The sequence below is a fragment of the Methylophaga sp. UBA2689 genome, from assembly GCA_002354555.1.
GTDB lineage: Bacteria > Pseudomonadota > Gammaproteobacteria > Nitrosococcales > Methylophagaceae > Methylophaga.
This window is the reverse complement of sequence record DELT01000094.1, coordinates 19,574-42,291: the sequence shown is the minus strand read 5'-3', so window position 1 is coordinate 42,291 and position 22,718 is coordinate 19,574. Positions and strand designations below refer to the sequence as shown.

Below are 22,718 nucleotides of genomic sequence, written 5' to 3'. Positions count from 1 at the left end.
GGTATGTCCGTGAGTCAATTATTTTTCACCCACTTTTCCATTGTAATTCCGTTGGTTTTAATCTTTGGTGCGTTACTCGCGGGCAAGGCCACGCTCACTGAAATTAAGCGCCGAAAAGTATTGAGGGTTACTTCAATTACTTTAGGTATAGCAACGCTTATTGTGGCAATTACTTTTTTTAATACTCCTGAACAAAGCTCAGAAAGCCTGTTAACTCTAAACAATATTAATCTTACCGTGCTGTTCCTGATCAGCTTTATGGCAATAATTCTCATCCGGTTTTCTGAGCGTTACTTGCAGGGGGAAAAGAGAGCACATCAATTTTGGCAATGGTTATTATTAAGTCTGGCTTCAGTTTCTGTAGTTGTTTTAAGCAATCATCTCTTACTGTTGTGGTTAGGCTGGGTGGCTATCAGTTTATGTTTTCACCGTTTGCTTTTGTTCTATCCAGACAGGCCCCGAGCAGTGCTGGCAGCGCATAAGAAATTCATACTGGCACGATTAGCAGAGCTGAGTCTCCTAGGGGCTGTGATATTACTTTATGCGCACCATGGCTCATTCCAGCTCAACGTCATCTTTGACCATTATCTCGGACTCTCTGAAGGTGCCGAACTGAGTTTTGTTGAAAAACTGGCTGCTTTTCTGATTGCTCAGACAGCATTAATCAAATGTGCTCAATTGCCCCTGCATGGTTGGTTGATACAAGTGGTTGAAGCCCCTACTCCAATCAGCGCGCTGTTACATGCCGGAATTATCAATCTTGGTGGTTTTTTGTTGATCAGTTTCGCGCCCTTGATGGTGCTGGTGCCACTCGCCCAATGGACACTGATTGTTGTTGCTGGTTTGAGTACGGTGATTAGTGCATTGGTCATGCTGACCAGAATCAGCATAAAAGTGCGACTAGCCTGGTCTACCTGTGCTCAGATGGGGCTTATGCTGATTGAGTGTGCGTTGGGGCTTTATGAACTGGCGTTATTGCATTTGCTAACCCACTCACTCTACAAAGCCTATGCATTTCTGAGTACAGGTGAAGCCGTTCAGGATTACAGTCTCAAGATGTTAGCACCGCAAAAAACAATTACGCTGAGTGGCGCTTTAATTTGTATATCACTTGCATTCGCAGTGACAGCTGCTATCGCTTTGTTTACCAATTATGAAGGGCCGCTCAGTGTCTGGTTGTTAGTCAATACTGCGCTGGCTTTATATTTGATTTCGGCAATTAGTCATAGTGGTTTATCGGGCTCATTACAAGCACTTTTCATCTCTACTGCACTGGTGGGTTTCTATCTAGCCGGAAAATTGCTGATTGGAAATTTGATTCCGTCTTTAGCAACGACCGGAATGCTTGATGCGATGGATGTTTGGCTGATGTTTCTGTTTCTTTTCTTGTTTGTACTGACGGTGCAGATCCGGCTTTTCCCTCAGGCCAAACAGACACAAACGCTATATCGCTGGTTATTTTCCGGCTTATATCTGGATGAAGTAATGACGCGTTTGACCTTACAGTTATGGCCAGTCGTACTGCGCCCAACGCTTCATCAAAGCAAGGCAAAACAAAAATCTATTAAGGAGTCTTGGGTATGATTGAAGCAAGATCTGAATCAATCAGTGAATCTAGTGCTGAGCGGTTTTCAGCCATACATACTGCGTGCGCGCTAATCGCACCCAGTTGGCCTCTGGATCGTTTCATAGCCGTCAATGCTTTATGGGAATATCGTCATTATCCCATTGAGTTGGTATCTGCAAGATTGGCTGCACTTGCGGATGTCAAAACCACGCTATCAGCAGATGAGCTGATGACCAATTACGATAAAGGCAACATTTCAGATTCATCATTGGTTACAGCTGCAAAAGCCTATAACGTTACTGCAGACATAGAATCTCTGAAAGCCGGTCTGAAACAACCTCAACCAGGCATCTGGCTGAGTATTGCAGAAATAGCAGATCTAAGTCGAGATCGCCATAAGATGCGTTGGCAAGATGAAATAATTCATCAAATAAGCCAGTTCTGTGGTGAATTTATTAATCAGCATCCGAATAACTTGGAAAGCCTTTATTCGAACTGGCTGGATTTCACCACACATGATTACGGTATGTCATTGCTGATGGGCGAAAGACATCTCCGGGAAGCCTTTATTGCTTTACCGCATGACTTTGAAAGCTTGTTTGCTCTTGTTACTGATGAGCTTGGGCTCGATGCTTACGAACTGGAAATGTATGCCCATAAACTGTTATTGAGTATCAACGGTTGGGCTAGTTATTTCTCCTGGCAACGGTGGGAGAAAAATTTAAAGGGTCAGGATAGTCGATATGTCGAATCTTTACTGGCTGTCAGGATGGCCTGGGATCTCATCGTCTGGCGTCAGTTAAAAACCAAAAAGGCAACAACAGACTTTAGTGCACTGAAAACTGGCTGGACACAGCAGAAGCTTTATATCAATGAACTAATTGATGAGCACATTGAGCAGCTTCGCTACTTCTGGATATGGACTCATGCATTCGAGCTCGAATATCAAAAGAAACTACATGGAATTTTAAAGAAAACACCTGAGACTGTTGATACAGAGCCACGCTTACAGGCTGTATTCTGTATCGATGTGCGCTCTGAGCGCTTCAGAAGGGCATTGGAAAATCAAAATCCAAGCATTCAGACCATTGGCTTTGCTGGATTCTATGGGCTGCCCATCAGCTATCAACCCGCAGATACAATGACGGAGCGCCCTCAGTTGCCTGGCCTAGTTGCTCCGGCATTCAAGGTTACTGAAAAGTCAGTTCGCCAGAACAAGTTAATAAGACTGAACACTCAGAGCCACTGGAAAGGCTGGGCTAACTCTTCTATTTCTGCCTTTACTATGGTGGAAACCGCAGGTTGGGCCTACGCACTTAAACTCATTAAAGACAATTTTTTCAGCAACAAAAAAGAAAAATTGATTGATTCTCTAAGCCACCATGATAACTGGCTGTTGATCGGTGATGATCAGCCATTGAGTCTCGATGAGAAAGCAAAACTGGTCACTGGTGTTTTAAAAGGTATGGGGCTGATACAGCAGTTTGCACCAACCATTCTCTTACTTGGTCACGGAAGTGAAACACGAAATAATTTGCATGCATCCGGGTTGGATTGTGGCGCCTGTGGTGGACAGACTGGAGAGGTCAATGTGCGTGTACTGACCAGCTTACTTAATGATAAGGAGATCAGGCAGAAAATATTGGAACAGGGCATTGATATTCCAGAGCAGACCCGGTTCATTGCCGGTCTGCACAATACAACAACCGATGAAGTCAGTTGCTTTGATTCGCTCGCTGATGCTGAAATTGATACCTGGTTGAGTCAGGCAGCCAATGAGACGCGTCATGAACGTGCCTTAACAATGGAGTCCTCTTTACACCAACTGGATGACAAAAAACTGAAAAAGGCATTGGCAGACAAGGCAAAGGACTGGTCAGAAGTCCGCCCTGAATGGGGGCTTGCCAATAATGCGGCGTTTATTGTGGCACCGCGTGAAAGAACACGCTCAATGTCGCTCGATGGTCGGGTATTTTTACACGATTACGACTGGCGTCATGATCCAGACTCAGCCTTGCTTGAACAGATTATGACGGCCCCGATGATTGTGACGCACTGGATAAACATGCAATACAACTTGTCAGTGACCGATAATGTTTTTTTCGGCAGTGGCAATAAGTTGCTGCATAACGCAGTAAATCAGCACATTGGAATATTTGAAGGTAACGGTGGCGATCTACGTATTGGCCTGCCGCTCCAATCGATACATGATGGCCATCAGTGGCGGCATCAACCACTCAGACTCAACGTATATATAGCTGCCCCCAAGGAGGCTATCGAGAAGATTATCTCTGCCCATGAAACTGTTCGGCAGTTGGTGGATAACAACTGGCTGTTCCTATTTTCCTGGAACGATAGTGTGATAGAGCGTTATCGACCGGGCTTGTGGGAGGTTGTGAGATGAAAACACTCAATCATCTTGAGCAATTAGAGGCCGAGAGCATTCATATCATGCGCGAAGTCGCTGCTGGCTTTGAAAATCCCTGCATGTTTTATTCAATCGGCAAGGATTCGACCGTAATGTTGCATCTTGCCCGCAAAGCATTTGCACCGGGTAAAGTCCCATTCAAACTGTTGCATATTGACACGACTTGGGAGTTTGCCGAAATGGCGACTTTCCGTGATCGACTGGTTAAAGAACATGATCTGGATCTGATCGTTCATATCAATGAAGCCGCACTAGCCGAGGGCGTCCATCCGATTGAGTCAGGGTCGGTTATCTATAACGATCAGATGAAAACAATAGCACTCAAGCAAGCAGTGGATAAACAGGGTTTTGATGCGGCATTGGGTGGGGCTCGCCGTGACGAAGAGCGCTCAAGAGCCAAAGAAAGAATCTTTTCTATCCGAAGTGCCGGGCATCGGTGGGATCCGAAATCGCAGCGGCCCGAACTCTGGAACATCTACAACACTCGTATTAACCCCAAGGAAACGGTGCGGGTATTTCCCTTATCAAACTGGACTGAACTGGATATCTGGATGTATATCTTCAGAGAAAATATCGATATCGTTCCGCTCTATTTTGCTAAACCCAGACTTTCATGGGTGGATGAGGGAACAGGGCAGATTCTGGGCCTCGATGATGAGCGGATATTGTCTTATCTCACCGATTCAGAAAAAGCCAGCATTGAAGAACGCTGGATACGCTTCAGAACACTGGGCTGCTATCCACAGACTGGGGCGGTTGAAAGTCATTCTGAAACGGTGGCAGACATCATTATTGAAATGATGAACTCTCGAACCAGTGAGCGGCAGGGCAGATTACTGGATAAGGACCAAGCTAACTCGATGGAGAGAAAAAAACAGGAGGGGTATTTTTGAAAAACGCAGCTCTCTTGACCAAGCATCGGAAGTCTCAACAACTGGCACCGGTTCTCTACGATATTGGTATCGAGTTAGTAGAAATCGACTTTTTTGATACCGATGAGCTTGGTACTTTCTCTGGGGAAATAGAAAGAAAGTTATCTCCCAAGGACTGTGCACTAATCAAAGCAAAAAAAGCTGTTGAACTGACTGGTCTTAACGTGGGGTTAGGTAGCGAAGGTAGCTTTGGTGGTGGTCCCTTGGCAGGCTTTATGAACTGGAATCAGGAAATTATCTGTCTTTATCAGAAAGAGCCTGAAGTGATAGTGTATGCATTAGCAGAGGGGCCAACTCCACTTAAGGGGGTGAAAGCTGAATCATTCGATGATTTGAAACAAAAATTGTCGAGCTTTGACAGGCAGAAATGGATGCTTAGGTGCCCAGATGGAATTCTGAAGGGGTTATCAGATAAAGAAGTTATCACTATTCATCAACCCCCCTATACCGAGTGGCCCGTTTACCTAGAGCCAGATCTTAGAGCGATGAACTCACCACTCAGACAAATTATGCTTCAAAAGGCTGCACTAAACCTGGCTGAGCGGCTACAAAGCAAATGTCCGAATTGTGCTGAAATGGATTTTTGGCCTGACGGTAGAGAATTTGGACCGACTTGTGAGCTATGCGGTCAGCCTACCAATGAAGTCAAGGCGCTGGTGAGCTGTTGTAAATCATGTGGTTATATTGAGTCAGAACTTAAAAAATTAAATGGAAACCCAACCTACTGTACTTACTGTAATCCATAGAGTGAAGAGTCAAACTAATGGACACTAATTGTGCATAAATTTTGAGTGATAATAGAACACGACACTATTACTTATTACAAGAAGTCAGGACAAACCCACCTTAAAACAGGATTCATGAAGCTTTATTCTCAAGCTCATAATCCTTTGTTGATTCCAGATTCGAGTCCTGGTGGGATATTTATATGGCCAGGCTGGCAAGTGTAGGATTGAGTCGCGGCAAAACAGATTTGGATAAACTCCTCGGCGTCGAGTGAGGCGCCACCGATAAGACCGCCGTCAACATCTGCCTGGCAGAAGATTGCTGCAGCATTATGGGCTTTGACGCTACCACCATAAATGATTCGTACGGTTTCACTGCTGGCCTGGTCATGTTTGGCAATTCGCTGACGCATAAAGTTATGAACATTCTGAGCCCATTCCGGAGTGGCAGATTTGCCGGAGCCGATAGCCCATACAGGTTCATAGGCCAGAACTACATTGGCTAATGCTTTTGGGCCTTTATGGGTAATTAAAATATCCAGTAAGCGAGCAATCACTTCCTCTGTTTTCCCCGATTCGTAATCATCTTCTGTTTCACCGATACAGATAATTGGAGTGAGATCATTGTTGATTGCCTGGGCATATTTTTCAGCAACAATCTGATCTAAAACGTATTGATCAAGTTCCAGCTTTTCATACAGGCAACGTCGTTCTGAGTGGCCTATTAAAACGTAGTGACAGCCGAAGCCTTTAATCATCGAAGCAGAAATCTCTCCGGTATAAGGCCCTTCATCGTAGGCAGAGACATTTTGGGTGCCCCATTGAAGCCTGGAACCGGACAGCACTTCCTGTGCCTCTCTGAGATACACCGATGGCGGAAACAGAGCGATATCTATTGGTAAAGCGTTCTCACTGCTGGACAGAATGCTGTCGAGCATATGGGCGCTGTGTAAAATATTCTGGAGTAATGTTCGTGGGCTTTCGGTTGGATTGTTCATTTTCCAATTTCCGGCCACTAATGGTTTACGCATAATGTTTACACCTTAGATAAAACGGTTTCGGACAATGGATTTGTTTACGCTTGCTGATGGTAATCAATCACCCGTTCAACTTCATTTTTTGAGCCGAAAATGACCGGTACACGTTGATGAATACTCTCAGGCTGAATATCCATAATGCGTTGTCGACCCGTTGAGCAAAGACCTCCGGCCTGCTCAATAATAAAGCCAATAGGATTGGCTTCGTACATCAACCGCAATTTGCCGCCTTTGTCAGGCTCACGCTGATCAAGTGGGTAAAGAAAGATACCGCCACGGGTCAGAATTCGATAAGCCTCGGCGACCATGGATGCGACCCAGCGCATATTAAAATCCTTACCGCGGGGACCTTGCCGGCCTTGCATGCATTCATCAATGTAACGTTGCACAGGGGCTTCCCAGAAACGCTGATTGGACATGTTGATGGCAAACTCCTGCGAATCTTCGGGAATGCTCATATTGCGATGGGTCAGCACGAATTCCCCGATATCCGGATCCAGCGTAAAGCCATTAACGCCATGTCCGGTAGTAAGAATCATCAGGGTTGAAGGACCATATAAAACAAAACCCGCACAAACCTGCTGACTGCCTGATTGCAGAAAATCTTCCAGGCTGGCATTACAGCCTTGGCGACCCTTTAATATTGAAAAGATAGTACCCACGGTCAGGTTGATATCGATATTGGAAGATCCATCCAACGGGTCAAACAGAGCGAGATATTTTCCCTTGGGGAAGTGCTCTGGTATGGCAATCGGCTCATCAATTTCTTCAGAGACCATACCACTCAGGTGGCCTGTCCACTCCAGCGCATCAATCATGATGTCATTGGTAATAATATCTAACTGTTTTTGAGTTTCACCTTGCACATTTTCACTCTCGGCACTGCCAAGCTGACCAGTCATCGCACCACGACTGACGGCATGTGCAATACGCTTGCAAGCACTGGCAATATCACTCAGTAGCATGGTGAAATCGCCAGATGCGTTGGGAATGCTGCGTTGTTGCTCAATAATAAATTGGGTCAAGCTGATATGTGGCTTCATGGTTGTTATCCTTAAAAAACGGTTACGCCATTTACTGCCAATGCCAAAGAAAAAAGGCAGAGATTTGTTACGGAGAGAAATCAGATACCTTTGGGGGAAAGTTCTCCGGAGGCATAACGTTTGACCATTTTTTCCAGTGAAATCAATTTGATTTTGCTGGCATGCCCGGCACTGCCGAAAGCTTCATAGCGGGATTGGCAAATAGCCTGCATTGCGGTGGTAGCAGCTTTATAGAATTTACGGGGGTCAAAATCGCTGGCATGTTCCGGCTGGCCCAGATACTGTCGAATTGCACCAGTGGTAGCCATACGTAAATCGGTATCAATATTGACTTTGCGTACGCCAAATTTAATACCGGAGACGATCTCGTCAACCGGCACACCATAGGTTTGAGCAATATCGCCACCATAATTATTAATGATTTGCAGCCAGTCCTGCGGGACTGAACTGGAGCCATGCATTACAAAATGGGTATTTGGCAGACGTTGTTGCAGCTTTTGCAGATGACTGATGGCTAACACATCAGCAGTCGGTGGCTTGCTGAATTTATAGGCGCCATGGCTGGTACCGATGGCTACTGCAAGGGCGTCGACATGGGTCTGTTTGATGAATTCAACCGCTTCATCTGGATCCGTCAACAGCTGACTATGATCCAGTTTTTCATCGGAACCGTGGCCGTCTTCTTCACCCATCATGCCGGTTTCCAGGGAGCCCAGACAGCCAAGTTCGCCTTCTACAGAAACACCACAGGCATGGGCCATTTCAACCACTCTCCGGGTAACGTCAACGTTATAATCAAAAGACGAAGGTGTTTTCATATCACTCATCAGTGAACCATCCATCATCACTGAGCTAAAGCCGGATTGGATTGAACGTGCACAGACCGCAGGCTCGGCTCCGTGATCCTGATGCATCACAACAGGCAAATGTGGATATTGTTCTATCGCAGCCAGAATCAGATGGCGAAGAAAGGGTTCACCGGCATAGGAGCGGGAACCGGCCGATCCCTGCAGAATAACAGGGCTATCGACGGCATCAGCTGCCTGCATGATAGCCTGAACCTGTTCCATATTGCTGACATTGAAAGCCGGAATCGCGAACTGTTGTTCAGCAGCATAATCCAGCAGTTGTCGCATTGATATTAACGCCATAAGCCTACCTTTTTATCTTGTAAATCAGTGGGTTTTGAAGCAGGGCTGGAGCTGAAACAGATTTAAGCCAGCATCGACCTTGCCTGAATAAAAACCATAGGCAGTTTAGGCATATTTTTTTGATAAAAAGAAGTTAGATGTTTTTATGAAGCGTATAAGAAAAAGTTATGTGTATGCGAACGTGCAAGGGCTAACGATTGGACAATAGTCGAATACTGTCCTGAGCATTCATTGATTGCGCCAGACTCATTGCCGTCATGCCATCGGCTGACTGTAAATCAGCATTAGCACCATGAGACAGTAATAACTCCATGATTGCTGTTTGGTTAAACATAGCCGCATACATCAGTGGTGTTTTTCCATCAGGAGTGGTGGCATTAACATCGGCACCATGTTCTATCAGTATTTGAGCGATATCTACATAACCTTTAAAAGCCACTCCCGCCAGTGGTGTTTGGTGGCGTAAATTCGCGAGTTCAGGATCCGCGCCATGTTGCAGTAAAAGTCGAGTCATCGCTGCGTGACCATTATAGGTTGCCAGCATTAACAGACTGTTGCCATTACTGTCTCGAATATTCGGTGCCAATCCCAGTTCCAGTGGTTTTTCCAGTGCTTCAGTATTACCTTGTCGTGCAAGCTCAAACAGTTGTTGTGCCAGTTCGAGTGTTTCATCATCAAGTGAAGGTTTTTGATTATCTTCCGGTTTATCCAAGAGATTATCCTTATCGATTTCAGTCTGATAAAAAAGGGCAATATTGTGTCGATCTTTAGCCAACGATGTAATGTCCAGGTTTTGATTAAACACAGGTTAATGTGGATTAATGAAGTGTGTCTATAATTGATCTCAGTGGAATAAATCTACGAAGCAAAACAAAGGAAATGAATATGGCTTTTACCGCGACCGATCCAATCAAAATTCTGTTCGCTATTTTACTGCCACCTTTAGGGGTGTTCCTGGAAGTTGGTTTTAAAGGACATTTTTGGTTAAGTATTTTGCTGACATTGCTCGGATTCATTCCCGGCATTATTCATGCTTTATATGTGATTTTGAAACATTAAAAATCGCGCAAATAAAAAGCCCTGCTTACATAAAGTTCAGCAGGGCTTTTTTCATTTAACTTAACTAAGTAGATTAGTTAAAAAGCACGTAATACTAGTAGTTTTTATTTTCTTTTGCAGATTCTTCGACTGCACTACCAGCAGCCTCTACATCTTTACCAGCACCTTCAATCGTATTGCAAGCCGCTAGTCCAAAGATAAAAAATAAAGATAAAAATACAGCTGTAATTTTCATGTTAATTCCTTGAAAAATTAATGTGTAAAAACAATTAGGGGAAACCCAATCTTTAAGACCAGAGCAAGCTGACCTAATTGCCGGGTAAATTTTTACCGTCAATTAAACCGCCTACTCTGTTTGAAGCTACATTTTGTTATTGTATTTTTTCTTCACCCAGATGCTATTTATGCCGATAATGTGGTTAACAGTCAATCCAAAAGAAACGATTATTAACTGATGTCCGCTTTATTTGGTTTGAAGAAATTGAATTCATAAGCTTTTTTTCTATTAAATATAGTCATCTCGAAAAAAATGTGACAGAGTTCACATTGTGTTGGCGGAAGCTTTTGAATAAAACATGGATCTGACTAGAGCAATCTAGCCTTTTATAGTGTTTAAAACAAACGTTAAACTGCGTGATACCAGCTGCGACCAATGGATGGTTCTGAGAGATATGGTGCCTAAAAAAATAGTTTTAGCTTTATTATCATTTACCCTGCTTTTTAGCTCGACAGGCTATGCTCAAAGTGTGGGTGTAGTAAAGACACTGCTGGGTGATGTGCAATTAAGTCGTGCTGGTGAATTTGTTAAAGTTGGCTTGGGAGATGAAGTCTTCATTGATGATGCATTACACACCGATAGCAATAGCAGTGTAGGAATTTTGTTTAACGACAATACCCGTATCGGTGCTGGCCCCAACACCCGTTTTTCGATTGACAGTTATCATTTTGATAACCAGTCACAACAAGGACAGGCAGATTTATCTATTGTTAATGGAACACTGGCATTAGTTGGTGGCCAATTGACAGCCAAAAGACTGGATGCAGTAAAAGTCCATACACCAACGACGACGCTGACGGTTTCATGCTCAACATTATCAGTAAAAGTCGAACCACTTACTAAAGAAGCGCCATGATGCTGACACATATATTTCGAATTTTATCTTTTTTGTTACTTTCCGTATTAATCACCGGATGTAGCGGTTACAGCAGTGCTGTCAATTCGTTTGGTCCGGAAACGCCTACTTCCGAAATGCGAGAAGAGATTGAAGCGCCTTTGGTGCTGGCTGAGGGCGAATCAGCGTTTTGTGCCAAACCGGTAGAGGCAGATCCCGAAATGGAGCCTGCGATAGCCGCTTTACCTGCAGAACCATATCGCGCCCGTCTCTATTTCATCTTTGACACCAGTACGTTTACAGCAGAATCAGAAGCAGCGGCTCAAAAAGTATTTGATGAAATAAAAGCCAGACAAATTGCTGAAGCGATTGTGATCGGACATACTGATACTATGGGGTCTGAACAATATAATATTGGTTTGTCAGAACGCCGCGCAGAGAGGGTTCGTCAGGAACTTATACGGCGTGGCATTCCGGAAAATATCATTACAACCAAGGGTATGGGCGAATCGGAGCTGTTAATTGATACTGCCGATGAAGTTGCTGAAGCAAGAAATCGACGTGTTGAAATAGACGTTCGCTGATGGAGTGTTGGATAGATGAACAAAAAAATTAAAGTACTCGCGCTAAGCACCACTTTGTTGACGGGTGTAACGGCCTTTTCTCCGACAATCCTCGCGCAGACGCTGGTTCAGGCCGTCGAACAGACCATTCAAAGCAATCCTGAAGTTCTGGCCGAAGCATACCGCCGGTTGAGTGTGGATAAAACGATTGATCAGGCGCGTGCAGGTTATGCTCCCAAAGTTGACCTGAATTTGGGATATGGTCGGGAATATACCAAGAATCCTGCGACACGCCCCGACAGCGAGACGCTGACGAGAGGCGAGGCCAGCATTACCGCAAAACAAATGTTATATGACGGCTTTTATACCAAAAGTGAGGTTGATCGTACCTCCGCAGCTGCCGACTCTGCCGGGTATGCCGTAACGGATATTTCTGAACGCACCAGCTTGCAGGCAATCGAAGCCTATCTTGATGTTCTGCGTCGTCAGGATCTTTTGGAACTGACTCAAACCAATCTGCAATCGCATGAAACGATTTTTTCTCAGATCCAGCAACGAGCCGAGAGCGGGGTAGGCCGTCAGGCCGATGTTGAACAGGCCCAGGCACGTTTATCTCTGGCACAGTCAAATCTCGAATCACAACTTGGCAATATCGAAGATGCCCGAACCAACTTTCAGCGGGTTGTTGGCATCATGCCGGAAGATATCAGTAATCCAGGTGATGATTGCTGCGACAAAGCACCTGCCACGCTGGATGATGCGATAAACATTGCCTACTACCAGCATCCAATGCTACGCAGCGCACTGGCCGATCATGAAGCCTCTCTGGCTCAGGAAAATGCGGCTAAATCTGCGTTTCATCCTCGTATAGATCTGGATTTGGGTGCATCAGCCGACAATAACATTGATGGTTTGTCTGGCCATGATAAAGGCCTTTATGCGATGTTTCGCCTGCAATATAACCTGCTGAATGGCGGCGCAGACATGGCCCGCGTGGAACAGATTGAACATTTGAGTGAACAGCAAAAAGAGCTGATTAATCGGGCAAAACGGGAAATTGCGCTGGAGGTTCGCCTGGCCTGGAATGCATTGGAAAATGCTAACAATCGTTTACCCGGCTTAAAGCAACGTGTTGAAGCTGCCGAAAAAACCCGTGAAGCTTATGCGTCTCAGTTTCGCGTGGGTCAACGCACCTTAGTTGATTTATTAGATACTGAGAATGAATTGCTTAGCGCCGGTATTGAATATACCGAAGTCTATTATGACCGGATCTACGCCTGTTACTGGCTGATGCAATCAATGGGTAAACTGTTGGAAACCATGGCTATCGAACAACGTGAAGAAGCGATTACTGTAGCCAATCAGGAAGCTGATACGGAATAATAAAAAAGCGGATATCTGACTGAATCAGGATATACGCTTCTAGGGCTTGTTGATCTTTCATCTCCACCACTGCTGGAGGCTATTTTTTCGTCCTACAAGGCGGAAATGATGCGATGTAGTTGTTCTACATAAGTCATTTCCAACGCCATAGGGCGGAAAAATAGTCCCAGCCCCGCGGGTTGTGACTGAAAAAGCGCCACTCTGCGTTGCTCGTCGTTTATTTAGAATAACTAAAAGGCGCTCCTCGTGCCTTGATTGACGCTTTTTCAGCTCACAACCGAGGCGGAGATGAAAGATCAACAAGCCCTGGACTATCTAATAGCCTCGACCTGCACCAGGTTATCGGTGAAGGTTGGCGCATGCCCCATATCAACAAATTCTGCTGAACTGACACAGTTCACGGTGCCATTATTGCGTTGACGCCAATATCCGAGTGTAGCCACAACAATACCCGGGCTGACATCTTCGGTGATTTGTGCCTTGGCATCAAAACCACCCCGGTCATTAAATACCCTAACAGTATCTCCCTGCTGGATCTGCCGGAGATCAGCATCAGCAGCACTGATCATCACAAACTGATCGCCTTGTGCTTTGAGCTTGTTGTCCATATTGGCGTAACAGGAGTTTAAAAAGGCATGACTTTTCGGTGAAATGATATTCAATGGAAACCGCTTAGCCAGTTCCGGATTGGTTTGTGGCGTTTCTCTTGAAGCCACATAATCTGGCAGACTATCCAGCGGTTCACCGGGCTGAAAACCGTCATACATTTGTCTGAATGGGCCGGCAACAAAGTTGGTAGCATTATCAATACGGAAATGACATTTTCCGGAGGCCGTTGGAAAATTACCGGCCTTATGTGGTGCCCGATTATCTCTGGTACCGACATTAAGTCGGGCATATCCATGTTCACGCAGATAAGCTAAATCAATTCCTTCACAGGCTGGAGAATCCCAGTCAACATAGTTTTCCAGACACTCACTATCATTCCATTTGAAGTTTTCTTCTTCATAACCCATTTTGGCAGCGAGCCGGCGGAATATTTCATTGTTCGGAATGGCTTCACCGGGAGACTCAACACATTTTTCATTGTAGGTGAGATAGAGATGGCCCCATGACAACACCATATCTTCCATTTCTGCGCCCATTGATGCTGGAAGCACAATATCGGCAAATGACGCAGTATCCGAAAGAAAATGTTCGGCCGATACCAGGAATAAATCTTCCCGCATAAGCCCTGCCACGATTTTGTCTGTTTCAGCCGCCTGGGTAACAGGGTTGGCATTCCAGCACATCATCGATTTGATCGGAATATCCAGATTCATTTCATTGGTTAATGCCCGACCAATCTGAATGGCATTAATCACCCGTGTACCTTCAGGGATTAAATCGGGACGGCAGATAACATCAAATTTATAGGGATGTTCCCACACCGGAAATTGTAAAGCGCCACCGCCAACATGCCGCCATGCACCGACTAATGCCGGTAAGGAGCTGATTGCCCGAATCGCCTGACCACCACCATAATTACGTTCCAGAGCAACACCCAGACGGATGGCTGCAGGTTGTGTCGTCGCAAATTCACGAGCTAACTGACGAATGTCGTGAGCGCTTACTCCGGTAATTTCTTCGGCCCATTCGGGTGTCCGTTGTTTGGCTCGTTCGGCTAGTTCTTCGTACCCGACAGTGTAGTTATCAACATAATCCTGATCTACCAAGCCTTCCTCGATGATGGTGTGCATCATTGCCATAGCCAGAGCACCATCGGTGCCAGGTCTTGGGGAAATATGCCAGTCAGCTTCTTTAGCGGTTTTGGATTTGTAGGGATCGATGACAATCACTTTAGCGCCACGTTTCTGGGCATCTTTAACAATATGCCAGTGATGCAGATTGGTGCTGACGGAGTTACAACCCCAGATGATGATGTATTTGGAATGAATAAAACTTTCGGGATCCACACCTGCCGTCGGACCGACGGTTAACAACCATGCGGTGCATGAGCCTTCACCGCAAAAAGTCCGCTCACAAACGGTGGCGCCCATTTTGTTGAAGAAAGCATCGCCACCGTTTAACCCATGTACCAGGCCCTGATTGCCGAGATAGCTATAAGGGATAATGGCTTGTGGTCCATATTCTTCAATTATCGCTTTCCAACGGTCGGTAATTTCGGTCAGCGCATCATCCCAGCTGATTTGTTCAAACTGGCCACTGCCTTTAGGACCGACTCGTCGCATCGGATGTAACACTCGCTCGGGATGATAATGACGTTTTTCATAATCTTTGAGTTTGACGCACAAGCCACCTCGCGTCATCGGATGATCGGGATTGCCACGTACTGAGACTAACTGACCATTTTCGACTTCATATACCATCGAACAGGTATCAGGACAGTCATGCGGACAGCCGCCGTGATGGGTGGTTTTCATTACACTGGCCATGGCTATTTGCCTCCCAAGCTCATTATCAACAAGATTTTTTGACTATACACCAGACTGCCACGGGAATTTTGCCCGCTCTTAAGGTTAGTTTTGAGCTTACACCCTATTGTTTACATTGGAAAATTTAAACATGAACCAGACTATGTATGGCTTACTGATTTGAGATTTATGGCGGTATATTTTGAGGGGGTGGATCAATCGTCTATCCTTTAAAATGTACACCTAGACCATTAAGCCAAATATGTCAGTATGCTTAATTAGAAACCAAGCCGGTTAACTAAGGTTAACGACAGTAATATTCTATCCATCTAGGGTAGAAACACTTTAGTGTGGCGGGTCCAACATAGGTGTCTGCAAGTTGGTATTTCTTCTGCCGATACGCATAGATTTGACTTCCCAATGCTTGGGTGTAGGCTCGCTGTTCTATTTATAACTAGTAAGGAGGAACCTCATGGCAACAGTTACATTGAAAGGAAACCCATTTGAGACCGTGGGTAATCTGCCAAAAGTTGGTGATAAAGCGCCTGACTTTTCAGTAGTAAAAGACGATCTGTCTGATCTGAATTTAGCTGACATAAGTGGCCGCATAGTACTGAATATTTTTCCATCTATTGATACTGACACCTGTGCAATGTCAGTTCGTCAATTTAATCAAAAAGCGACTGCGCTTGATAACACCACGGTAGTTTGTATTTCAAAAGATTTGCCTTTCGCTTTGGCCCGCTTTTGTGGTGCTGAAGGCCTTGATAAAGTTGAGGTGGGATCAGCATTTCGTTCAAGTTTCGGTGAAGACTATGGCGTTACAGTTAAAACTGGTCCGTTAAAAGGTCTGTTATCCCGTGCTGTAGTAGTCATTGATGAAAACGGTAAAGTTATCTACACCCAACAGGTGGCTGAAACCGCTGATGAACCAGATTATGACGCTGCACTAAATGCCCTGAATTGATTAACTTTTAGGGATGAATATTAAAATCCCGATGTTCGGCATCGGGATTTTTTTATGATTGCTCCCTGCATCTGCTGAACATTTTTAGTTATTGTTCTGTCCCAGCAATAGTGATTATTAGTGAGCGGGCGATATGGATAATCTGGATCAACTTTTTGCCTCAGTGGCGGTGATCGCGGAGTTTCATCCGAAGCTGAAGGCTATCCGTTTCTGGCAGAACAGCAATACTTTACAGTTCCATTCATCAGTTATCTTTTATGACAGAGCGCTGGAACCCCGCGAAGAATTGGAGGCAGATATCGCTAACATAGCGACTCAACTGTCATTGGCCGCCTTACCCGATTATCATGCATTTTGTGTGGATCTCGAACATTTGTTTGATGGCGCGCAGCCTTCTGGGCCAATAGCACAACTGACCGAAGTGGATTGGCGTACCTTTCGTAAAATTTCTTCATATGCCCAGTACTGGAAACAACGCAGTCCCAGAGAAGTCAACAAACTGATTACCTTTGTTATGGCCGTTCCGGTATTCAGTCGTCTGGCTGGGCAATTAATTGTGCAAAGTGATAATGCCACTGAAAACCAGATTTTTGAGCAGATAGCCCAGCAGCAAGGTTCTTTTATTATGGGCGGTAAGCGTTTCCGGGAGCTATTTCGTCAGGAAATTGATACCGCTTACAACGAAGCCAAATTATTGGTCTCAACATTTCGTGGCACCAAAACCGATGAAGCTCCTCGTATTGTGAACGGTATGTTGGAGTCGATGGTGACTAAATCTTAGCGAGCCCGACAGCTTTTATATGCAACTTTACGATAATTTCGTATCGTTAATCTAACCATAATATGCAGCTGATAACGTTGTCAGCAGATACAAGGACTTGAGACTTAACAAGCTCTAAGGCCCGTTACATTTATCATTAATTACAGGAAAAGCCCTCATGAAATTATCAGTCAATGGCGAGAGTCATGAAGTTAATTTGCCTGAAGATATGCCCATTCTTTGGACTTTACGCGATGTGCTGGGCATGACCGGCACTAAATTTGGTTGTGGCAAAGCACTATGTGGTGCGTGCACGGTAATGCTCGATGGCCAGCCAATTCGTTCCTGTTCAACCCCGATAAGTGCAGCACAAGGCAAACAAATCACTACTGTGGAAGCAGTCAGTAAAGATAAAGTTGGCCAGGCAATTCAGCAGGCATGGGTAGAGCTGGGTGTGCCGCAATGTGGTTACTGTCAGTCTGGCCAGGTGGTCTCAGCTACCGCTTTATTGCGTGACAACCCGAACCCCAGCGATGCTGATATTGATAATGCAATGAGTGGCAATATCTGTCGATGTGGTACATATAATCGAATACGAGATGCAATTAAATTGGCCGCTACCAATAACGGAGGTGCTCAATGAACACCTCACTGAAAAATGAAAGCCTGCAAACTGAAATCACCAATATCAGTCGCCGTAATTTGTTAAAAGGCTTTGCCTTAACAGGTTTTGTACTAGCCGTGGGCATGCCTTTTAGTGGCTTTGCAGAGGATGAAGAAGCCCCCAAATATGGACGAGATGCCATGCCTCATGGCTGGGTTGATAATCCATTGATATTTGTTGCGATAGCGGAAGATGGCAGCGTAACGATTGTCAGCCATCGCTCAGAAATGGGGCAGGGGGTGCGGACCAGCCTGCCGATGGTCGTGGCCGATGAGCTTGAAGCTGACTGGGAGAAAGTCAAAGTTATCCAGGCCCCCGGTGATGAAGAACGTTATGGAAATCAGGATACGGACGGTTCGCGTAGTGTAAGACACTTCTTTATGCCGATGCGAAATGTCGGTGCAGCAGCCAGAATGATGCTGGAGGCGGCTGCGGCAGCTCATTGGGGTGTGGGAGTAGATGAGGTTTTTGCTGAAAATCACCAAATCAAACATCGGCCTTCCGGCAAAGTACTGGGATACGGAGAGCTAGCAAAAGCCGCTGCAGCACTGGATGTTCCTGAACGCGAAACCTTACGCTTAAAAAACCCGGATCAGTTCCGTTATATCGGTAAGCAATCCACCAAGTTGATTGATGGTGAAGATATTGTTACCGGTAAAGCTATCTACGGTATTGATGTGCAAGTTGACGGAATGGTTCACGCAGTGATTGCCCGTCCACCGGTCTACGGTGGCAAAGTGAAGTCTTTTGATGACAGTGAAGCTCTGAAAGTCCCCGGTGTAATTAAAGTCGTGCTCTTGAAAGGCAGCCCACCACCTGCTGTATTTAATCCGTTAGGCGGTGTGGCCGTGATTGCGGAAAATACCTGGGCGGCCATGCAAGGGCGTGAAAAGCTGAAAATCGAGTGGGATCATGGTGAAAACGCCAGTTATAACACCGATGAATACCGCCAGAAAATGCTGGAAGCCGCTTCAAGCTCGGGTGGCAAAGTGCTCCGTAGCAGCGGTGATGTGGCAAAAGCGTTAGAAACTGCAGATAAAACCTACAAAGCAGATTATTACATTCCACATCTGTCTCAGGCGCCGATGGAGCCACCCGTTGCAACAGCCAGAATTCAGAATGGCAAGTGTGAAGTCTGGGCCCCCACCCAGGCACCGCAAGCCAGTAAAGACACCGTTGCCAAATGGCTGGAAATGTCACCCGAGGATGTCACCATTCATGTCACATTATTGGGCGGTGGCTTTGGTCGTAAATCCAAGCCTGACTATTTAGTCGAAGCCGCATTACTTTCCAGGGCAATGCAGGGACGTGCTGTGCAGGTCACCTGGTCTCGTGAAGACGATATACACAATGGCTACCTGCATACTGTCTCAATAGAACATCTTGAAGCCGCGGTGAATGCTGATGGTAAAGCCACGGCATGGTTACACCGCACCGTAGCGCCATCGATATCGTCAACCTTTGATGCTTCTTCAGTTCATCAAATGCCGATTGAGCTGGGCATGGGGGTAATGAATATCCCGTTTGCCATCGACAACGTGCAAATAGAAAACCCGGAAGCCAAGGCCCATACACGGATTGGTTGGTTCCGTTCGGTGGCCAATATTCCACGGGCGTTTGCGATCCAGTCCTTCATTGCTGAAATGGCCCATGATTTGGACCGTGATCACAAAGCATTTTTATTGGAACTGATTGGTCCGGCACGCAAAATTAATCCGGTAGAACTGAACGATGAATGGAACTATGGGGAATCACCGGAAAAATATCCATTAGATACAGGCAGATTACGCCGGGTAGTCGAAGCCGTTTGTGAAAAAGCCAACTGGGGACGCGACTTGCCGGCTGGGCGAGGACTCGGGCTGGCAACACATTACAGTTTTGTCAGTTATACCGCTGCTATCGTAGAGGTGGAGGTGTCAGAAGATGGTGAGTTAACTATTCCGAGAATGGATATTGCTGTGGATTGTGGGCCTCAGGTAAATCCAGAGCGAATACGCTCACAGATGGAAGGGGCCTGCATCATGGGTGTCAGTCTGGCAACCGTCGGTGAAATCAGTTTTAAAGACGGTGCAGTCGAGCAGGATAATTTTGATAGTTATCAAGTGACTCGAATGAATGAATCACCTCGCGAAATCCATGTGCATTTACTACCTGCAGATGATTTTAATACGCCATTAGGTGGCGTGGGCGAACCTGGTCTACCACCGATTGCACCGGCAATATGCAATGCTATTTTCGCTGCGACCGGTAAGCGGATCCGCAATTTACCCATTCGCTATCAACTGGAAAGCTGATTATGGACAGTGTCGATCTTTCAGTCTTTAAAACACTGCAGAAATGGTTGGAAGCCGATTTGGCGGTATGGTTGGTGACGGTGGTGAAAACCTTCGGATCCAGCCCACGTCAACCGGGAGCCATGCTGGTATTACGCAGTGATGGTGTGTTGGTCGGATCGGTTTCTGGAGGCTGTATTGAAGATGATCTGGCCAGTAAAGCTGTGTCCGGTGAACTGCCAGCAGAGCAGGCCAAATTGATGGTGTATGGCGTAACCCGGGATGAAGCCCAACGCTTTAACTTGCCTTGTGGCGGAACATTGGAGCTAGTAGTTGAGCCTGTTAAAAATAGCGTCTGGGTAGCTGAAATTCTCAATGCAATAAATGGTCATCGATTAATAAAACGTGAATTAAACCTTTCTTCACTTCAGTCGCATTGCAGCGATGCCAAAGTAACTGATACTGCAGTGAAAATCACAGATCAGCACCTATCTGTAGTCTATGGACCAAGATGGCGGTTATTGATTATCGGTGCAGGCCAGACATCGGCTTATCTGGCGGATATGGCCCAGTCGCTGGATTATCAGGTGTCAATTTGTGAACCGCGTGATGCAATGCGGGAAAGTTGGGACGTGGATGGAGTAGAGCTGCTCAACCTTATGCCGGATGATGCAGTGCTGGCCATGCAACCGGATGCACATACCGCCATTGTGGCACTAACACATGATCCCAAACTGGATGATATGGCGTTATTGGAAGCGCTCAAGTCAGCTGCTTTTTATGTCGGTGCTCTGGGTAGCAAAAAAAATAATGCCAATCGCCGTCAACGTTTGGCGATGTTTGATTTGTCGGCTTTGGAAATTGAGCGATTGCATGGACCGGTAGGTTTATCCATTGGTAGCCGAACGCCGCCTGAAATTGCTATCGCCATATTGGCTGAGTTAATTCAGTTAAGGCGATCAACATTGACCAGAAAAGCCAGTCAGGCTGCAGAAGTTCAATCCGTCATTTAGTTAAATGAACCAACAAACCTCTCCCACTGGGATCATTCTGGCCGCAGGACAATCATCACGTTTTGGTGCTGACAAACTGTTACATGAGCTAACGATAGCGAATAAAAGGCAACTATTGATTCAACATACACTGCAATTGTGGTGTTCTGTTTTTGACGAATTATGTATTGTCATCCGGCCGCATAACCCATTGTTAAAAGACGCGATTATTAGCTGGTCGGATCAACGACATCAAAAACTTAATCTGATTGAAGCCGAGCAGGCAATGTATGGCATGGGCTTCAGCCTTAAAGCTGCTATAGACTCTACAGCGGAAGCTAACGGCTGGGTCATTGGTCTGGCCGATATGCCATTAATTCCACAAGCCGTGTTACAGCAGTTATGTCTTAATCTAAAGCAGGGTGCCGACATTACGGCACCCTATTGTGACGATCAACGTGGTCACCCGGTTGGGTTTAATAGTGTTTATAAAGATGAGTTGTTGGCGTTAGAGGGGGATACAGGTGCCAAAAACCTGTTACAGCGAGAGGCGGATAAGATTCACAAAATTAAGACAAATGATAAAGGGGTTTTAACAGATGTTGATTCCATTGATGATGTGACTGTTATCGAGCGTTTAGGTAAGATTTAGTCCTCTCTGGCCCAGTTGGAGTGACTTTCTAAATAATTACGATCAAACCCGGAAATATCAATAAGACCTTCCAGATCCAGAATATGAATATCGCCATTATTGGATTCAAGTAAACCCTCATCACGTAGTACTTTAAAGGTACGACTTACATGGACCGAAGACAGACTTAATGTGTCTCCAATAATCGTTTGATTCATGGGTAATTCAAATTTATCAGCTTCGACATTGAGCCTTACTTTCATTTCCACAATAAAGTGGGCCAGCCGCTCAACGGCGCTGCGTCGGCCGATATTAATGACCCGCTCAATCAGCATGGATTGCTCCCGGGCAAGGATCAAAAAAAACAAATCGGTCAAACGCGGAGCTTGATCGAAGATTTCAGTCAGACGCTGGCGGGGAAAAGGGCAGGCTCTTACTTCTGTCAATGTACGGAATTCTGAAAGGTTTCGATCAAAACTGATTTCTCGCAGACCAAGAATCTGGCCTGGCAGGAAAATATCCAGTACCTGGCGTTGTCCATCAGCAAGTGTGCGCATGGCACAGGCCCAGCCTGACTGGAGGGTGAAAAAACGTTCGGCTTTACCGCCTTCTATGGCCATTGGCTGATCGGCCTCAAAATTTCGGGGATCTTTTTCCAATGCCTGCAATAAACTGATTTCATGTTGGTTGAGATCAGCGAATTTTTGAAACTGATGAACTATACAACTCTCAGTCAAAGGGGAGCTCATAAGCGTTCCTAATATCCACTAAGAAAATATGATGGGAATGAAATATACCCCGGAAATATGCGAAGTCAATCTAATAAATTATCGTTAATCCAAAAAAAAGACACTACCCGAAAAACGGGCAGTGCCAAAAGGTAACCATTTAACTATTTGGTAGGCAAAGCCAACCAAATAAATTAAATGGCTGGGGTGACTTTATCTCATTTCAATCCTGCGTTAATGATGAGCCTAGATTTATAATCTTGGCCTTGTTTGATTATTTTAATTAATT

The 22,718-nt window shown here is 45.5% G+C and carries 21 protein-coding genes; 14 read left to right on the top strand and 7 right to left on the bottom strand.

Annotated features, from left to right (window positions below; genetic code table 11):
- The first annotated feature begins 9 nt into the window (after positions 1-9).
- From B3M51_RS11275 to B3M51_RS11260, 4 genes are read left to right on the top strand one after another with little or no spacing between them, the layout of a single operon-like run.
- Positions 10-1,584 (top strand): NADH-quinone oxidoreductase subunit L, encoded by a 1,575-nt coding sequence (locus tag B3M51_RS11275; RefSeq protein ID WP_292759285.1) that lies wholly within the window; start codon positions 10-12, stop codon positions 1,582-1,584.
- Entirely contained in the window at positions 1,581-3,971 is a 2,391-nt protein-coding gene (locus tag B3M51_RS11270; RefSeq protein ID WP_292759282.1) for a YbcC family protein, read from the top strand. Before B3M51_RS11275 ends, B3M51_RS11270 begins: the two co-directional genes overlap by 4 nt.
- A complete protein-coding gene (cysD, locus tag B3M51_RS11265) occupies positions 3,968-4,888 on the top strand; it encodes a sulfate adenylyltransferase subunit CysD (RefSeq protein ID WP_292759279.1) in 921 nt (306 codons plus the stop codon). The genes B3M51_RS11270 and cysD overlap by 4 nt, the downstream gene beginning before the upstream one ends.
- Complete coding sequence (locus B3M51_RS11260) at positions 4,885-5,673, top strand: DUF6671 family protein (RefSeq protein WP_292759276.1); 789 nt, start codon at positions 4,885-4,887, stop codon at positions 5,671-5,673. Before cysD ends, B3M51_RS11260 begins: the two co-directional genes overlap by 4 nt.
- Before the next feature lie 134 nt (positions 5,674-5,807).
- Here B3M51_RS11260 and tpiA read toward each other — a convergent pair whose 3' ends face one another.
- From tpiA to B3M51_RS11240, 4 genes are all read right to left on the bottom strand, one after another.
- Positions 5,808-6,683 carry a triose-phosphate isomerase gene (gene tpiA / locus B3M51_RS11255; protein WP_292759273.1) on the bottom strand — a complete coding sequence of 292 codons (876 nt, stop codon included), beginning with the start codon at positions 6,681-6,683 and terminating at the stop codon, positions 5,808-5,810.
- Positions 6,684-6,727: 44 nt separating this feature from the next.
- Positions 6,728-7,732, bottom strand: coding sequence for a class 1 fructose-bisphosphatase (locus B3M51_RS11250; protein ID WP_292759270.1), 1,005 nt, complete (start codon positions 7,730-7,732; stop codon positions 6,728-6,730).
- Between the two features lie 80 nt (positions 7,733-7,812).
- A complete protein-coding gene (gene fba / locus B3M51_RS11245; protein WP_292759267.1) occupies positions 7,813-8,883 on the bottom strand; it encodes a class II fructose-bisphosphate aldolase in 1,071 nt (356 codons plus the stop codon).
- 190 nt (positions 8,884-9,073) lie between these two features.
- Positions 9,074-9,658 carry an ankyrin repeat domain-containing protein gene (locus B3M51_RS11240; RefSeq protein WP_292759264.1) on the bottom strand — a complete coding sequence of 195 codons (585 nt, stop codon included), beginning with the start codon at positions 9,656-9,658 and terminating at the stop codon, positions 9,074-9,076.
- A 110-nt stretch (positions 9,659-9,768) separates the two neighbouring features.
- On the opposite strand from B3M51_RS11240, the gene B3M51_RS11235 reads away from it, so the two are divergent.
- Positions 9,769-9,942 (top strand): YqaE/Pmp3 family membrane protein, encoded by a 174-nt coding sequence (locus tag B3M51_RS11235; protein ID WP_014705602.1) that lies wholly within the window; start codon positions 9,769-9,771, stop codon positions 9,940-9,942.
- A gap of 94 nt (positions 9,943-10,036) precedes the next feature.
- Here the strand turns inward: B3M51_RS11235 and B3M51_RS11230 are convergent, their stop codons facing one another.
- Complete coding sequence (locus tag B3M51_RS11230; RefSeq protein WP_292483142.1) at positions 10,037-10,177, bottom strand: entericidin A/B family lipoprotein; 141 nt, start codon at positions 10,175-10,177, stop codon at positions 10,037-10,039.
- 436 nt (positions 10,178-10,613) lie between these two features.
- Between B3M51_RS11230 and B3M51_RS11225 the strand changes: the two genes are divergently transcribed.
- The 3 genes from B3M51_RS11225 to B3M51_RS11215 are packed head-to-tail and all read left to right on the top strand — an operon-like array spanning position 10,614 to position 13,000.
- Complete coding sequence (locus B3M51_RS11225) at positions 10,614-11,075, top strand: FecR domain-containing protein (protein ID WP_292759261.1); 462 nt, start codon at positions 10,614-10,616, stop codon at positions 11,073-11,075.
- Entirely contained in the window at positions 11,072-11,638 is a 567-nt protein-coding gene (locus B3M51_RS11220) for an OmpA family protein (protein ID WP_292483146.1), read from the top strand. Before B3M51_RS11225 ends, B3M51_RS11220 begins: the two co-directional genes overlap by 4 nt.
- A gap of 15 nt (positions 11,639-11,653) precedes the next feature.
- Positions 11,654-13,000 carry a TolC family outer membrane protein gene (locus tag B3M51_RS11215; protein WP_292759258.1) on the top strand — a complete coding sequence of 449 codons (1,347 nt, stop codon included), beginning with the start codon at positions 11,654-11,656 and terminating at the stop codon, positions 12,998-13,000.
- Between the two features lie 311 nt (positions 13,001-13,311).
- On the opposite strand, the gene B3M51_RS11210 is transcribed toward B3M51_RS11215, so the two are convergent.
- Positions 13,312-15,435, bottom strand: coding sequence for a molybdopterin-containing oxidoreductase family protein (locus B3M51_RS11210; protein ID WP_292759255.1), 2,124 nt, complete (start codon positions 15,433-15,435; stop codon positions 13,312-13,314).
- Positions 15,436-15,886: 451 nt separating this feature from the next.
- On the opposite strand from B3M51_RS11210, the gene tpx reads away from it, so the two are divergent.
- From tpx to B3M51_RS11180, 6 genes are all read left to right on the top strand, one after another.
- Positions 15,887-16,381 (top strand): thiol peroxidase, encoded by a 495-nt coding sequence (gene tpx / locus B3M51_RS11205; protein ID WP_292483151.1) that lies wholly within the window; start codon positions 15,887-15,889, stop codon positions 16,379-16,381.
- 133 nt (positions 16,382-16,514) lie between these two features.
- The gene (locus tag B3M51_RS11200; RefSeq protein WP_292483153.1) at positions 16,515-17,162 is read left to right on the top strand and encodes a hypothetical protein; all 648 of its coding nucleotides are present in this window, start codon (positions 16,515-16,517) and stop codon (positions 17,160-17,162) included.
- Between the two features lie 157 nt (positions 17,163-17,319).
- The gene (locus tag B3M51_RS11195) at positions 17,320-17,784 is read left to right on the top strand and encodes a (2Fe-2S)-binding protein (RefSeq protein WP_292483155.1); all 465 of its coding nucleotides are present in this window, start codon (positions 17,320-17,322) and stop codon (positions 17,782-17,784) included.
- On the top strand, positions 17,781-20,099 hold the full coding sequence (locus B3M51_RS11190) for a xanthine dehydrogenase family protein molybdopterin-binding subunit (protein WP_292483156.1): 2,319 nt from the start codon (positions 17,781-17,783) through the stop codon (positions 20,097-20,099). The genes B3M51_RS11195 and B3M51_RS11190 overlap by 4 nt, the downstream gene beginning before the upstream one ends.
- A gap of 2 nt (positions 20,100-20,101) precedes the next feature.
- Positions 20,102-21,091 carry an XdhC family protein gene (locus B3M51_RS11185; RefSeq protein ID WP_292483157.1) on the top strand — a complete coding sequence of 330 codons (990 nt, stop codon included), beginning with the start codon at positions 20,102-20,104 and terminating at the stop codon, positions 21,089-21,091.
- A 4-nt stretch (positions 21,092-21,095) separates the two neighbouring features.
- Entirely contained in the window at positions 21,096-21,722 is a 627-nt protein-coding gene (locus B3M51_RS11180; RefSeq protein WP_292759250.1) for a nucleotidyltransferase family protein, read from the top strand.
- Here B3M51_RS11180 and B3M51_RS11175 read toward each other — a convergent pair.
- On the bottom strand, positions 21,719-22,450 hold the full coding sequence (locus B3M51_RS11175; RefSeq protein ID WP_292354283.1) for a Crp/Fnr family transcriptional regulator: 732 nt from the start codon (positions 22,448-22,450) through the stop codon (positions 21,719-21,721). The two genes, B3M51_RS11180 and B3M51_RS11175, sit on opposite strands and share 4 nt — an antisense overlap.
- Between the last annotated feature and the right edge of the window lie 268 nt (positions 22,451-22,718).

Excerpts from the sequence above, each read along its gene's own strand:
- B3M51_RS11235 (WP_014705602.1), top strand. The coding sequence starts at position 9,769 with ATGGCTTTTACCGCGACCGATCCAATCAAAATTCTGTTCGCTATTTTA.
- B3M51_RS11225 (WP_292759261.1), top strand. The coding sequence starts at position 10,614 with ATGGTGCCTAAAAAAATAGTTTTAGCTTTATTATCATTTACCCTGCTT.
- B3M51_RS11200 (WP_292483153.1), top strand. The coding sequence starts at position 16,515 with ATGGATAATCTGGATCAACTTTTTGCCTCAGTGGCGGTGATCGCGGAG.
- fba (WP_292759267.1), bottom strand. The coding sequence starts at position 8,883 with ATGGCGTTAATATCAATGCGACAACTGCTGGATTATGCTGCTGAACAA.
- B3M51_RS11185 (WP_292483157.1), top strand. The coding sequence starts at position 20,102 with ATGGACAGTGTCGATCTTTCAGTCTTTAAAACACTGCAGAAATGGTTG.
- B3M51_RS11195 (WP_292483155.1), top strand. The coding sequence starts at position 17,320 with ATGAAATTATCAGTCAATGGCGAGAGTCATGAAGTTAATTTGCCTGAA.
- tpx (WP_292483151.1), top strand. The coding sequence starts at position 15,887 with ATGGCAACAGTTACATTGAAAGGAAACCCATTTGAGACCGTGGGTAAT.
- B3M51_RS11175 (WP_292354283.1), bottom strand. The coding sequence starts at position 22,450 with ATGAGCTCCCCTTTGACTGAGAGTTGTATAGTTCATCAGTTTCAAAAA.
- B3M51_RS11190 (WP_292483156.1), top strand. The coding sequence starts at position 17,781 with ATGAACACCTCACTGAAAAATGAAAGCCTGCAAACTGAAATCACCAAT.
- B3M51_RS11270 (WP_292759282.1), top strand. The coding sequence starts at position 1,581 with ATGATTGAAGCAAGATCTGAATCAATCAGTGAATCTAGTGCTGAGCGG.
- B3M51_RS11220 (WP_292483146.1), top strand. The coding sequence starts at position 11,072 with ATGATGCTGACACATATATTTCGAATTTTATCTTTTTTGTTACTTTCC.
- cysD (WP_292759279.1), top strand. The coding sequence starts at position 3,968 with ATGAAAACACTCAATCATCTTGAGCAATTAGAGGCCGAGAGCATTCAT.
- B3M51_RS11250 (WP_292759270.1), bottom strand. The coding sequence starts at position 7,732 with ATGAAGCCACATATCAGCTTGACCCAATTTATTATTGAGCAACAACGC.
- B3M51_RS11210 (WP_292759255.1), bottom strand. The coding sequence starts at position 15,435 with ATGGCCAGTGTAATGAAAACCACCCATCACGGCGGCTGTCCGCATGAC.
- B3M51_RS11215 (WP_292759258.1), top strand. The coding sequence starts at position 11,654 with ATGAACAAAAAAATTAAAGTACTCGCGCTAAGCACCACTTTGTTGACG.
- tpiA (WP_292759273.1), bottom strand. The coding sequence starts at position 6,683 with ATGCGTAAACCATTAGTGGCCGGAAATTGGAAAATGAACAATCCAACC.
- B3M51_RS11180 (WP_292759250.1), top strand. The coding sequence starts at position 21,096 with ATGAACCAACAAACCTCTCCCACTGGGATCATTCTGGCCGCAGGACAA.
- B3M51_RS11230 (WP_292483142.1), bottom strand. The coding sequence starts at position 10,177 with ATGAAAATTACAGCTGTATTTTTATCTTTATTTTTTATCTTTGGACTA.